The organism is Kluyvera sp. (assembly GCF_965301105.1).
In genome coordinates this window covers 1-13,859 of record NZ_CBDKZX010000093.1, presented here as the reverse complement: position 1 = coordinate 13,859, position 13,859 = coordinate 1, and the positions used below count along the sequence as shown (strand labels likewise).

Below are 13,859 nucleotides of genomic sequence, written 5' to 3'. Positions count from 1 at the left end.
GGGGGGCGCCGGACGATCCGAAATCCTTCGCGGCGATGCGTTATACCGAATCCCGCCTGTCCAAATACTCCGAGCTGCTGTTAAGCGAGCTGGGGCAGGGGACGGCTGACTGGGTGCCAAACTTCGACGGCACGATGCAGGAGCCGAAAATGCTGCCTGCGCGCGTGCCGAACATCCTGCTGAACGGCACCACAGGTATTGCCGTGGGCATGGCGACGGATATTCCGCCGCACAACCTGCGCGAAGTGGCGAAAGCGGCGATTACGCTGATTGAAAAACCACAGACCACCCTCGACGAAGTGCTGGATATTGTCCAGGGGCCGGACTACCCGACCGAAGCGGAAATCATCACCTCCCGTGCGGAAATCCGCAAAATTTACCAGAACGGTCGCGGCTCCGTGCGCATGCGCGCGGTGTGGACCAAAGAAGACGGCGCGGTGGTGATTACCGCGCTGCCGCATCAGGTTTCCGGCGCCAAGGTGCTGGAACAGATTGCTGCCCAGATGCGCAACAAAAAGCTGCCGATGGTCGACGACCTGCGCGATGAATCTGACCACGAAAATCCGACCCGCCTGGTGATTGTGCCGCGTTCCAACCGCGTGGATATGGAGCCGGTGATGCATCACCTGTTCGCGACCACCGATCTGGAAAAAAGCTACCGCATCAACCTGAATATGATCGGCCTCGACGGCCGTCCGGCGGTGAAAAATCTGCTGGAGATCCTCACCGAGTGGCTGGCGTTCCGCCGCGACACGGTGCGCCGTCGTCTGAACTATCGTCTGGAGAAAGTGCTTAAGCGCCTGCATATCCTCGAAGGTTTGCTGGTGGCGTTTCTCAACATCGATGAAGTGATTGAGATCATCCGTAACGAGGATGAGCCGAAACCTGCGCTGATGTCGCGCTTTGGCATCAGCGAAACCCAGGCGGAAGCGATCCTTGAGCTGAAACTGCGCCATCTCGCCAAACTTGAAGAGATGAAGATTCGCGGCGAGCAGGATGATTTAGCGAAAGAACGCGATCAGCTGCAGGCGATTCTTGCCTCTGAGCGCAAGATGAGCAACCTGCTGAAGAAAGAACTGCAGGCCGATGCGGATGCTTTCGGTGACGACCGCCGTTCGCCGCTGCACGAGCGTGAAGAAGCGAAAGCGATGAGCGAGCACGACATGCTGCCGTCTGAGCCGGTGACCATTGTGCTGTCGCAGATGGGCTGGGTGCGTAGCGCCAAAGGCCACGACATCGATGCGCAGGGGCTGAGCTATAAATCGGGCGACAGCTGGAAAGCGTCGGTGAAAGGCAAGAGCAACCAGCCGGTGGTGTTTGTCGATACCACCGGTCGCAGCTACGCCATCGACCCCATTACGCTGCCGTCCGCGCGCGGGCAGGGCGAACCGCTGACCGGTAAACTGACGCTGCCGCCAGGCGCGACCGTCGAGCATATGCTGATGGAAGGCGATGAAACCAAGCTGCTGATGGCCTCTGATGCGGGTTATGGTTTCCTGTGTACCTTTAACGATCTGGTGGCGCGGAACCGTGCCGGTAAGGCGCTGATCTCTCTGCCGGAAAATGCGCATGTGATGCCGCCGCTGGTTGTTGAGGACGAGTCGGATATGCTGCTGGCGATCACCGCCGCGGGCCGTATGCTCATGTTCCCATTGAGCGACCTGCCGCAGCTGTCGAAAGGTAAGGGCAACAAGATTATCAATATCCCGTCGGCGGAAGCGGCCAACGGCACCGATAGCCTTGCGCACCTGTATATCCTGCCGCCGCAGAGCACGCTGACCTTCCACGTGGGCAAACGTAAGATCAAACTGCGTCCGGAAGAGCTGCAAAAAGTGACCGGCGAACGTGGTCGCCGTGGGACGCTGATGCGCGGCCTGCAAAAAATCGACCGCGTGGAAATTGATTCGCCACAGCGCGCGCAGGTTGACGATAGCGAAGAGTAAGTTTCTCCCCGCCGATGGGCGGGGAAAATTTGCTGTAAAACCGTTGTTAATTCAGCCGTTGCGATTAACAATACCCTTTTGCAGGGGTCTGCAAGTAACAAAGCCCTGTCCGGTATACGTGCCCGTAATGCCTGGCTGGAAATGTGCGCCTGACGTACATGCCAGCCGTGCACCGACGGTATAATTCTAAGCGGTTCAGGGTTCAGAGGACGCTATGCTATTTATTTTACGTGTCATTATTGTTGTCATTTACTGCATCCTGGTATGCATTTTTGGCTGCATCTATTGTCTGTTCAGCCCGCGTAACCCAAAACACGTCGCCACCTTCGGCCATATGTTTGGCCGCCTGGCGCCCGTTTTTGGTCTCAAGGTTGAAACCCGCCTGCCTGCCGGCGCGGAAAACTTCGGCAACGCCATCTATATTGCTAACCATCAGAATAACTATGACATGGTTACCGCAGCGAACATCGTGCTGCCGCCCACCGTCACGGTAGGGAAAAAGAGCCTGGTGTGGATCCCGTTCTTCGGCCAGCTGTACTGGCTGACGGGTAACCTGCTGATCGACCGCAACAACCGTGCGAAAGCGCACGGTACTATTGCCGAAGTGGTTAATACGTTCCAGAAACGCAAAATCTCCTTCTGGATGTTTCCGGAAGGGACCCGCAGCCGCGGTCGCGGCCTGCTGCCGTTCAAAACCGGCGCGTTCCACGCCGCTATCGCTTCAGGCGTGCCGATCATTCCGGTGTGCGTATCGAATACCTCCAACAAAATCAAACTCAACCGTTGGAACAACGGCCAGGTGATTGTGGAAATGCTGGATCCTATCGACACCAGCGCGTGGGGCAAAGATCAGGTGCGCGATCTGGCTAAGCACTGCCGCGAAGTGATGAAGGCTAAAATCGATGAGCTGGACCAGGAAGTGGCCCAGCGCGAAGCCGCCGCGAAAAAGTAATGCCCTGTTGACGGCGTGAGCAAACGCCCGCGCCGTAGATTGTTTTGCTGTCGGGAAAGTGATTTCCCACTTTTGATTTGTCAGTTTTGATGGAGCTTATATGTCACTCAGTCGGCGTCAGTTTATTCAGGCTTCGGGCGTTGCGCTTTGTGCAGGCGCGGTGCCGCTGAGGGCGCAGGCCGCGGGAAAACAACCCGTGCTGCCGGTGCCTCCGCTGCTGGAGTCGCGTCGCGGACAGCCGCTGTTCTTAACGCTACAGCGCGCGCACTGGTCGTTCACTCAGGGCACCCGGGCGCCGGTGTGGGGCGTCAACGGTCGCTATCTGGGGCCGACGATCCGTGTCTGGAGCGGCGATGACGTTAAGCTTATCTACAGTAACCGACTCACCGAAAACGTCGCGATGACCGTACGCGGTCTGCAGGTGCCGGGGCCGCTGATCGGCGGCGCGGCGCGAATGATGACGCCGAATGCCGACTGGGCGCCGGTGTTGCCAATTCGTCAGAGTGCCGCCACGCTGTGGTATCAGGCCAATACGCCGAATCACATGGCTCAGCAGGTCTATAACGGCCTCGCGGGGATGTGGCTGATCGAAGATGAAGTTAGTAAGTCCTTACCTTTCCCCAACCATTACGGTGTGGACGACTTCCCGATCATTATTCAGGACAAGCGTCTGGATAATTTTGGTACGCCAGTCTACGAAGAGCCGGGCAGCGGTGGTTTCGTCGGCGACACGCTGCTGGTGAACGGCGTGCAGGGGCCCTATGTGGAGGTTTCCCGCGGCTGGGTACGCCTGCGCCTGCTCAATGCCTCTAACTCGCGCCGCTATATGCTGCGCATGAGCGATGGCCGCGCGCTGCACGTCATCTCCAGCGATCAGGGTTTCTTACCCGCGCCGGTCTCCACCACTCAGCTGTCGCTGGCCCCGGGTGAACGCCGGGAAGTGTTGGTGGACATGACCAACGGTGATGAAGTGTCTATCACCTGCGGTGAATCCGCCAGTATCATGGATCGTATCCGCGGCTTCTTCGAGCCATCGAGCATTCTGGTTTCTACGCTGGTACTGACCCTTCGTCCGACGGGGCTGCTGCCGTTAGTGACCGATAACTTACCGATGCGCATCCTGCCGACGGAAATCCTCAGTGGTACGCCGATTCGCAGCCGCGATATCCAGTTGAGCGACGATCCTGGCATCAACGGTCAGCTGTGGGACCCGCAGCGAATCGATATTACCGCCCAGCAGGGGACGTGGGAGCGCTGGACGGTTCGCGCCGACGCGCCGCAGTCGTTCCATATTGAAGGGGTGATGTTCCAGATCCGCAACGTTAACGGCGCGATGGCGTTGCCGGAGGACCGCGGCTGGAAAGACACCGTCTGGGTTGATGGTCAGGTCGAGCTGCTGGTCTATTATGGCCAGCCGTCGTGGCCCCACTTCCCGTTCCAGTACGCCAGCCAAACGCTGGAACTGGCAGACCGCGGTTCTATTGGACAGATTCTGGTGAACCCGGCGCCGTAAGTTCCCCCTCCGTAGCCCGGCCGAGCGCAGCGACGCCGGGACTTACAAGAACCTAAAAATTCCCGCTTCATTCATAGGACAATCGGGCTTATAATCCCCGACCTTTGATTATTTTTTTGCCAATTTTTTGGAAGCATTATGAGCGCTATCTCCCTGATCCAACCGGATCGCGACCTTTTCTCCTGGCCGCAGTACTGGGCCGCCTGCTTTGGGCCGGCTCCGTTTTTGCCGATGTCACGTGAAGAGATGGATCAACTTGGCTGGGATAGCTGCGACATCATTCTGGTAACCGGCGACGCCTATGTCGACCATCCGAGCTTCGGCATGGCGATCTGTGGCCGTATGCTGGAAGCGCAGGGCTTCCGCGTGGGGATCATCGCCCAGCCTGACTGGAACAGCAAAGACGACTTTATGCGTCTGGGTAAACCGAACCTTTTCTTCGGCGTGACCGCCGGCAATATGGACTCGATGATCAACCGCTACACCGCCGACCGTAAGCTGCGCCATGACGACGCCTACACCCCGGACAACGTCGCGGGCAAGCGCCCGGACCGCGCGACGCTGGTCTATACCCAGCGCTGTAAAGAAGCGTGGAAAGATGTGCCGGTGATTCTCGGTGGCATCGAAGCCAGCCTGCGTCGTACCGCGCACTATGACTACTGGTCGGATACCGTCCGTCGTTCGGTGCTGATTGACGCCAAAGCAGACATGTTGATGTTCGGCAACGGCGAACGTCCGCTGGTGGAAGTGGCGCACCGTCTGGCGCAGGGTGAAAAGATTACTGAAATTCGCGACGTGCGTAATACGGCGATTATTGTTAAAGAGGCGCTGCCGGGCTGGTCTGGCGTCGACTCCACCCGCATCGACACCCCGGGGAAAATCGACCCGATTCCGCACCCGTATGGCGAAGACCTGCCGTGCGCCGACAACAAACCCGTCGCGCCGAAAAAGCAGGAAGCCAGGGCCATCACCGTACAGCCGCCGCGCCCGAAGCCGTGGGAAAAAACCTATGTGCTGCTGCCGTCCTTCGAGAAAGTGAAGGGCGACAAAGTGCTGTACGCTCACGCGTCGCGTATTCTGCATCATGAAACCAACCCGGGCAGCGCCCGCGCGCTGATGCAGAAGCAGGGCGATCGCTATATCTGGATCAACCCACCCGCCATTCCGCTCTCTACCGAAGAGATGGACAGCGTGTTTGCCCTGCCATACCAGCGCGTGCCGCATCCGTCATACGGCAAAGCGCGCATTCCGGCGTATGAGATGATCCGCTTCTCGATCAACATCATGCGCGGCTGCTTTGGCGGCTGTTCCTTCTGCTCGATTACCGAGCACGAAGGGCGCATTATTCAGAGTCGTTCGGAAGATTCGATCATCAATGAGATCGAAGCCATTCGCGACACTGTTCCCGGCTTTACCGGCATTATTTCGGATCTTGGCGGACCAACCGCTAACATGTACATGCTGCGCTGTAAATCGCCGCGCGCCGAGCAAACCTGCCGTCGTCTCTCCTGCGTGTATCCGGAAATCTGTCCGCATATGGATACCGACCACACGCCGACCATCAACCTGTACCGTCGCGCCCGCGAGCTGAAAGGGGTGAAGAAGATCCTGATTGCCTCCGGCGTGCGTTACGACCTGGCGGTGGAAGATCCGCGCTATATCAAAGAACTGGCGACGCACCATGTCGGCGGCTACCTGAAGATTGCGCCGGAGCACACGGAAGAAGGGCCGCTGTCGAAAATGATGAAGCCGGGGATGGGCAGCTATCACCGCTTCAAAGAGCTGTTCGACACCTACTCGAAGCAGGCCGGGAAAGAGCAGTATCTGATTCCGTACTTTATCTCCGCCCACCCGGGGACGCGCGACGAAGACATGGTGAACCTGGCGCTGTGGCTCAAGCAGCACCGCTTCCGCCTGGATCAGGTGCAGAACTTCTATCCGTCACCGCTGGCGAACTCAACCACCATGTATTACACCGGCAAGAACCCGCTGGGTAAAATTGGCTATAAGAGTGAAGACGTGGTGATTCCGAAGGGCGATAAGCAGCGCCGTCTGCACAAAGCGCTGCTGCGCTACCACGATCCGGCTAACTGGCCGCTGATTCGCACCGCGCTGGAAGCGATGGGCAAAAAGCACCTGATCGGCAGCCGTCGCGATTGTCTGGTGCCTGCGCCGACAATCGATGAAATGCGCGAAGCGCGTCGCCAGAACCGCAATACCCGTCCGGCGCTGACCAAGCACACGCCGGTGGCGCATCAACGCCAGACGCCTGCGGGTGCAAAGAAAGCGCCATCAGCGCCATCTCGTCCAGCCAAAGCCGGTGCGAAGAAGCACAGTAAAACGGCGGCTGGCCGTTAAGAACAGGTCATCCCGGCAGTGAGATGATGCCTTAAAAAAAGCCCGGCGATTGCCGGGCTTTTGCGTTTAACCGCCGAACTGGTCTGGATCCGGGCCTAACCGCTTGCCTTTATCCAGGGTTGCGATGTCGCCTAGTTCGTCTTTATCCAGGCGGAAATCCCAGACGTCGAAGTTCTCGGCGATGCGTGATGGCGTGACCGATTTCGGAATGACCACCAGACCACTGTCGAGGTGCCAGCGAATGACAATCTGCGCCGGGCTTTTGCCGTATTTGTCGGCAAGATGACGGATGACTTTCTGATCGAAAACGCCTTCGCCGCCCTGCGCCAGCGGGCTCCAGGATTCGGTCTGAATCTTGTGGGTAGCGTTCCACGCGTTCAACTGACGTTGTTGCATTAGCGGATGCAGTTCAATCTGGTTAATCACCGGTGCGACGCCGGTCTCATCAATCAGCCGTTGCAGATGTGGAACCTGGAAGTTACACACGCCGATGCTCTTCACCAGCCCCTGCTTTTGCAGGTCAATCAGCGCTTTCCAGGCCTGGATATAGTGGTCAGATGCGGGTACCGGCCAGTGGATCAGATACAGATCGAGGTAGTCCAGCTGTAAATGTTCCAGGCTCTCCTGCAGCGCGTCGGCGGCGCGCAGATGGGAGTCATTCCACAGCTTGCTGGTGATGAACAGATTCTCACGCGCCACGCCCGCGCTGTGAATGGCTTTACCCACGCCCGACTCGTTCTTGTAGGCGGCGGCAGTATCAATAGAACGGTAGCCGACCTCAATCGCTTTGTGGATTGCGGTAACCACTTCTTCATTACTGGCCTGCCATACGCCGAGGCCCAGCTGCGGCATTACATTGCCATCGTGCAGTTTAATCACGGTTGGATGTGTCATGCATTTCTCCTTTTCATCAGCTTATCGGGGCATGCCCCGATAAGATTTGTATGATTAAGTCTGGTCGAAATATGCAAAAACGAAAGCTTGTTCGTCGCCTTTCAAGCAGCAGATGCGTTGTCTGAGTCTGCTCACCCCAGTCACTTACGGGTGTAAGCTTCTGGGGTGAGCTCGACATGCTTAGAGCAAAAATTGAGGAAGGGCTTAACGGGCTGCTTCGTAAATACGGCGGCTCACTTCAAGGGTAATATCCTGATTTTCACCCAGTTTGGTCATACCGTGCTCTTCGAGTTTTTTCAGCAGCGCCGGAATGGAACTGCCGTCCAGACCGTAGTCGGACAGGCGAGTCGGCACGCCCATTTGTTCGAAGAAGCTGCGGGTTGCGGCGATAGCGGCGTCGATACGCGCATCGTCAGAACCTTCGGTAATGTTCCAGACGCGTTCAGCATATTGCAGCAGTTTGGCGCGCTTGGTTTCACGTTTTTCATTCCACAGCGCAGGCAGAACGATAGCCAGCGTTTGGGCGTGATCCAGCCCGTGCATGGCGGTCAGTTCGTGGCCCAGCATATGGGTTGCCCAGTCCTGCGGTACGCCTGCGCCAATCAGGCCATTCAGCGCCTGAGTCGCCGCCCACATAATGTTGGCGCGCACGTCGTAGTTTTCTGGATCTTTCAGCGCTTTCGGGCCTTCTTCAACCAGCGTCAGCAGAATGCCTTCGGCGAAACGGTCCTGAATTTTGCCGTCAACCGGATAGGTGACGTACTGCTCAACGGTATGCACGAAGGCATCCACCACGCCGTTCGCGACCTGACGCGGCGGCAGAGTGTAGGTGTAAACCGGGTCAAGAATGGCAAACTGCGGCTGGACGTGCGAAGACATAAAGGCACGCTTGTCGCCGGTGGTTTTACGGGAGATGACCGCGCCTTTGTTCGACTCGGAGCCGGTTGCTGGCAGGGTCAGAACGGAACCCATCGGGATAGCGCTGTTAACGTTGCTGCCGTAGGTTTCGAGGATTTCCCACGGGTCGATGCTTGCATCATAGTGCGCTGCCGCGGCGATAAATTTGGTGCCGTCCAGAACGGAACCGCCGCCGACCGCCAGCAGGAAGGTCACTTTCTGTTCGCGGGCAATTTTCACCGCGTTCATCAGCGTTTCATAGGACGGGTTTGGCTCAATACCGCCAAATTCCAGCACGTCCAGTCCCTTCAGTGCGGTCAGTACCTGGTCCAGCACGCCGGTTTTTTTCACGCTGCCGCCGCCGTAGGTGATTAGCACGCGAGCGTCAGCGGGGATCTGAGCGCGCAGATTTTCGATAGCGCCTTTACCGAACAGAATGCGGGTCGGGGTGTGAAGATCAAAATTAAACATTGCTCGTTCCCTTCTTGGTGGATGGAAAAACAAGGCGGCGAAGGTCGTCGCCGAATGACATCATTGTGGTCCTCGTTGCCGTACCTCTCAATGCACATTTCTGCGTTTGTCTTGCCCATTTCTCCATAAGGCTGGAGAATCACGTCAATCACGGCCACAATGAGAACGTGAAAAAAGGTATCTGGAGCCTTCGTTGATGAACCGTGAAGCGATCTGTGCACTGCTGACAGAAAAAATTAAGCAGCTGAAAAATAACGAACAAAACCTGCGTACCCTGCTGCCTGACATTCAGCTGATCTACGGCAGTCAGCCCAGTGGACGCACGCCGGTTATGTACCGGCCGGGCATCGTGTTTCTCTTTTCCGGCTATAAAATTGGCTATATCAACGATCGTACCTTTCGCTACGACGCCAATGAATATCTGCTGCTCACCGTACCTTTACCCTTCGAATGTGAAACTTTTGCCACCGTTGAGGCGCCGTTGGCCGGGTTACGCCTCGACGTCGATATTTTCCAGCTCCAGGAGTTGCTCATGGATATCGGTGAAGACCCGCTGTTCCGCCCGGCAATGGCGGAAAGCGGGATTAACTCGGCGACGTTGTCCGAAGAGATTCTTTGCGCAGCCGAGCGCCTGCTGGACGTGATGGAACGTCCGTTGGACGCCCGTATTCTCGGCAAGCAAATTATCCGCGAAATGCTCTACCACGTGCTCACCGGGCCGCGCGGCGGCGCGCTGATGGCGCTGGTGAGCCGCCAGACTCACTTCAGCCAGATCAGCCGCGTGCTTAAGCGGATTGAGAGCCAGTACACCGAAACGCTGAGCGTCGATCAGCTGGCCGCCGAGGCCAATATGAGCCTGTCGGCGTTTCACCATAATTTTAAGTCGGTAACCAGTACTTCGCCGCTGCAATATCTGAAAGCCTATCGGCTGCATAAAGCTCGGATGATGATGGCGCACGACGGCCTGAAGGCCAGCGCGGCGGCGATGCAGGTGGGCTACGAGAGCGCGTCGCAGTTCAGTCGAGAGTTTAAACGGTTTTTCGGCCTGACGCCGGGCGAGGATGCGGCAAGACTGCGCGGAATGTAACGGTTAGGCCTGATAAGCGTAGCACCATCAGGCTACGCTGCTGCACATTGCCGGATGCGGCGTAAACGCCTTATCCGGCCTACAGATTGTACGGCGCCGCGATCAGGCGTCGCAGTATTTTTTCTTGATAACCACGATCACCGTGCCGAGCAGCCCGGCAACCAGCAGGAAGATCGGCAGCACCATCAGGAACGTCATCACCTGATCTTCATGACGCTTCACAAACGGAATCATACTGATGGCATAGCCAAAGCCTGTGACCACGCCAACCCACAGCAGCGCGCTCAGCCAGTTAAACAACTGGAAGCGGCGGTTAGGCAGACCGGAAATTCCCGCCATCGTTGGCAGCAGTGTGCGCACGAACGCCAGGAAGCGACCCGCGAGCAGTGCCAGCAGACCGTGACGGTCAAACATGCAGGTCGCGCGCTGGTGGTATTTGTCCGGCAGTTGCGCCAGCCAACCTTTCACGACGTTAGTGTTGCCCAACCAGCGCCCCTGGATGTAACTCAACCAGCAGCCAAGGCTGGCGGCCGTCGTCAGAATGACGAGGGTAGGGACGTAGCCCATGACGCCCTTGGCAATAAGCGCTCCCGCCAATAGCAACAGGCTATCACCGGGTAAAAATGATGCGGGGAGCAGGCCGTTTTCCAGAAACAACGTGGCAAACATGACCAGATAAACGACTCCCACGACGTGCGGATTCGCCAGTGCAGCAAAATCGTGCTGCCAAAGCGCGGCGACAATATCTTGAATAACGACCATGGACATTCCTGTGGAACAGCGTTTTCGCCTATTGTACGCCCGAATTCTGAAGAACACCTTGATCCCGGACGCAACAAATGAAGCCGCATTGTTCAGTCTGGCTGACAACCGGGTACATAGGTTTACGCCTGGCGGTGATGTGAACTCGGGAACCGACTGTTCTCAACATCGGTGGCGCCTCCGCTGGACGCGCCAAAAATATTGCTAACCCACCCGGCACTGACCGTACCGGGCTCAGGCTATGTTACACGATGCGGGCGAATCCTGCCGCTAAATCCGCAATCAGATCGTCAACGTTTTCCAAACCAATGTGCAGGCGAATGAGCGTACCTTCAAAATCAATCACCCCGTCCGGACGAATGCTGGCCAGCTCTTCCGGCTGATTAGCCAGAATCAGCGATTCGAAGCCGCCCCAGGAATAGGCCATGCTGAACAGCGAGAAGTGGTCGAGGTAGTTTGCCAACTCTTCATTATTCAGGCGCTTGTTCAGTACGAAGGAGAACAGGCCGCTGCTGCCGGTGAAGTCGCGTTTCCAGAATTCATGCCCTTTGCTGCCCGGTAACGCCGGATGATTGACGCGCGCCACCTGCGGCTGTTGCGCCAGCCATTCGGCGACTTTCAGGCTGCTTTCATGGTGCTGACGCAGACGCACGCCGAGCGTGCGCAGGCCGCGGCTGGTCATATAGGCCGTGTCGGCGTCGAGCATTTGCCCCATCAAATAGGCATTCTCACGCAGTTGTGCCCAGCAGCGCTCGTTCGATACCGCTGTGCCGACCATAGCATCTGAGTGACCAATCAGATACTTGGTGCCCGCCTGAATCGAAATATCGATGCCAAAATCGAGCGCCTTAAACAGCACGCCTGCCGCCCAGGTGTTGTCGATCATGATGATGGCTTCAGGGGCGATGCTGCGAACGGCGGCGACGATCGCCGGGATGTCGTGAACTTCCATGGTGATGGAACCCGGAGATTCGAGGAACACGATTCTGGTGTTCGGCTGAATCAGGTTCGCAATCTCTGCGCCAATCATGGGGTCGAACCAACTGGTGGTGACGCCGAGCTTGCTGAGAATTTTGGTGCAAAAATCCTGGCTCGGTTCGTAGGCGGTGTTGGTCATCAGCACGTGGTCGCCCTGTTCAACGAAGGCCAGGATAGTATTCGCCACCGCCGCCGCGCCGCAGGGGAAGAGGGCGCAGCCGGCGCCGCCTTCAAGCTCACACATGGCTTCCTGTAGCGAGAAATGGGTGAGCGTGCCGCGACGGCCATAAAACAGCTCGCCGTTAGCGCGGTTATGGGTCGCATGCTTCTTGGCGGCGACCGTGTCAAAAACCAGCGACGAGGCGCGTTGAATCACGCTGTTCACCGATCCCTGGGTGTACTTTTTGCTGCGTCCGGCGTTAACCAGCGCGGTATCGAGGTGCTTGTCTGCCATGTTGGGTATACCTGTTTTTATACGTCTGGACGTCTAAACTATCACGATTGCCTCGGCGATGTAGCGTTCCTCGTGCATACAGCAGAAAATTTTGCCAAAAACCGTGCAGAAAACTTTTTTACTGCGTAAGCGCAAGGAAAGTAAGTGTGATTTGAGTCAATATGTAAATACTAATGAGAACTACTATCAATTCGGCGTTGTTTTGATATTATTGTGCTCAGATTTTGTGATTTACGTCCTGGAGATACACAGTGGGTAATAATTTGATGCAGGCGGATCTCTCCGTTTGGGGTATGTATCATCATGCCGACATCGTGGTTAAAGTGGTCATGATTGGCTTGATACTGGCATCCGTCGTCACCTGGGCAATTTTCTTCAGTAAAGGTGCTGAGCTCCTTTCTCACAAGCGCCGCCTCAAGCGCGAGCAGAAACTGTTAGCGGATGTGCGTTCCCTCAATCAGGCGCACGAAACGGCCGCCGCGTTTGACGTGCAGAGCCTGAGCAGCCAGTTAATCAACGAAGCGCAGAACGAGCTGGAGCTCTCTGCGGGTTCGGAAGATAACGAAGGGATTAAAGAACGTACCGGTTTTCGCCTGGAGCGTCGCGTGGCGGCGGTAGGCCGTCATATGGGACGCGGTAACGGTTTCCTGGCGACTATCGGCGCTATCTCTCCGTTCGTCGGCCTGTTCGGTACCGTGTGGGGCATCATGAACAGCTTTATCGGTATCGCCCAGACGCAAACCACGAATCTGGCCGTTGTGGCGCCAGGTATCGCAGAAGCGCTGCTGGCAACGGCTATTGGCCTGTTCGCCGCGATTCCGGCGGTGGTTATCTATAACGTCTTCGCGCGCCTCATCGGTGGCTTCAAAGCTAACCTGAGCGATGTGGCTGCGCAGGTTCTGCTGCTGCAGAGTCGCGATCTGGATCTGAGCGCCAGCGGCGTGCATCCGGTTCGTACCGCCCAGAAATTACGAGTAGGTTAATGCCCTATGGCAATGCGTCTTAATGAAAATCTGGACGATACCGGCGAAATGCATGAAATCAACGTGACGCCGTTTATCGACGTCATGTTGGTTCTGTTGATTATCTTCATGGTCGCCGCGCCGTTGGCGACGGTTGATGTCAAAGTCAATCTGCCGGCCTCCTCCAGCCAGCCGCAGCCGCGCCCGGAAAAACCGGTCTACCTGTCGGTGAAAGCGGATAAATCGATGTTCCTCGGTAACGACCCCATTACCGATGACAGCATGGTGCCGGCGCTGGATGCGCTGACGGAAGGCAAGAAAGACACCACGATCTTCTTCCGCGCCGATAAAACGGTGGACTATGAAACGATGATGAAGGTGATGGATACACTGCATCAGGCCGGCTATCTGAAGATTGGTCTGGTTGGCGAAGAGACCGTCGCGAAAAAATAATCTCATCCCGGATGGCGCATTCAGCGCCATCCGTTATTCTTCTCTTAGTAATATTTATCTTAAGTCTAATTTCAGCGAGTCATATCAGAAATTATTTAAATAATATTTAGCTGTGATTAATGGTTGATATATATT

11 protein-coding genes are annotated in these 13,859 nt (G+C 56.8%); 7 read left to right on the top strand and 4 right to left on the bottom strand.

From position 1 onward, the window contains the following. The 4 genes from parC to ACW14G_RS20170 form a co-directional block, all read left to right on the top strand. Positions 1–1,943, top strand: a 1,943-nt coding sequence (gene parC, locus ACW14G_RS20185; protein ID WP_455648741.1) for a DNA topoisomerase IV subunit A, incomplete at its 5' end; no start/stop codon positions are given. Between the two features lie 214 nt (positions 1,944–2,157). Further along, the gene (locus tag ACW14G_RS20180) at positions 2,158–2,895 is read left to right on the top strand and encodes a 1-acylglycerol-3-phosphate O-acyltransferase (RefSeq protein ID WP_163448478.1); all 738 of its coding nucleotides are present in this window, start codon (positions 2,158–2,160) and stop codon (positions 2,893–2,895) included. 100 nt (positions 2,896–2,995) lie between these two features. Continuing rightward, complete coding sequence (gene ftsP / locus ACW14G_RS20175) at positions 2,996–4,408, top strand: cell division protein FtsP (RefSeq protein ID WP_163448480.1); 1,413 nt, start codon at positions 2,996–2,998, stop codon at positions 4,406–4,408. 138 nt (positions 4,409–4,546) lie between these two features. Beyond that, entirely contained in the window at positions 4,547–6,766 is a 2,220-nt protein-coding gene (locus ACW14G_RS20170) for a YgiQ family radical SAM protein (RefSeq protein ID WP_249022730.1), read from the top strand. A 66-nt stretch (positions 6,767–6,832) separates the two neighbouring features. On the opposite strand, the gene dkgA is transcribed toward ACW14G_RS20170, so the two are convergent. Further along, positions 6,833–7,660, bottom strand: coding sequence for a 2,5-didehydrogluconate reductase DkgA (gene dkgA, locus ACW14G_RS20165; RefSeq protein ID WP_249022731.1), 828 nt, complete (start codon positions 7,658–7,660; stop codon positions 6,833–6,835). Between the two features lie 204 nt (positions 7,661–7,864). Continuing rightward, the gene (yqhD, locus tag ACW14G_RS20160; RefSeq protein ID WP_064542384.1) at positions 7,865–9,028 is read right to left on the bottom strand and encodes an alcohol dehydrogenase; all 1,164 of its coding nucleotides are present in this window, start codon (positions 9,026–9,028) and stop codon (positions 7,865–7,867) included. Positions 9,029–9,224: 196 nt separating this feature from the next. Here yqhD and ACW14G_RS20155 point away from each other — a divergent pair, with 196 nt between their 5' ends. Beyond that, a complete protein-coding gene (locus ACW14G_RS20155; protein WP_249022732.1) occupies positions 9,225–10,115 on the top strand; it encodes an AraC family transcriptional regulator in 891 nt (296 codons plus the stop codon). A 102-nt stretch (positions 10,116–10,217) separates the two neighbouring features. Here ACW14G_RS20155 and yghB read toward each other — a convergent pair whose 3' ends face one another. Further along, the gene (gene yghB / locus ACW14G_RS20150) at positions 10,218–10,877 is read right to left on the bottom strand and encodes a DedA family general envelope maintenance protein YghB (RefSeq protein ID WP_163448488.1); all 660 of its coding nucleotides are present in this window, start codon (positions 10,875–10,877) and stop codon (positions 10,218–10,220) included. 244 nt (positions 10,878–11,121) lie between these two features. Next, positions 11,122–12,309 carry a cystathionine beta-lyase gene (gene metC, locus ACW14G_RS20145; RefSeq protein WP_249022733.1) on the bottom strand — a complete coding sequence of 396 codons (1,188 nt, stop codon included), beginning with the start codon at positions 12,307–12,309 and terminating at the stop codon, positions 11,122–11,124. 251 nt (positions 12,310–12,560) lie between these two features. Between metC and exbB the strand changes: the two genes are divergently transcribed. Both exbB and exbD read left to right on the top strand, forming a co-directional pair. Beyond that, positions 12,561–13,292, top strand: coding sequence for a tol-pal system-associated acyl-CoA thioesterase (exbB, locus tag ACW14G_RS20140; RefSeq protein WP_249022734.1), 732 nt, complete (start codon positions 12,561–12,563; stop codon positions 13,290–13,292). Between the two features lie 6 nt (positions 13,293–13,298). Beyond that, positions 13,299–13,724, top strand: a complete 426-nt coding sequence (exbD, locus tag ACW14G_RS20135; protein WP_064542400.1) for a TonB system transport protein ExbD — start codon at positions 13,299–13,301, stop codon at positions 13,722–13,724. Positions 13,725–13,859: the final 135 nt, after the last annotated feature.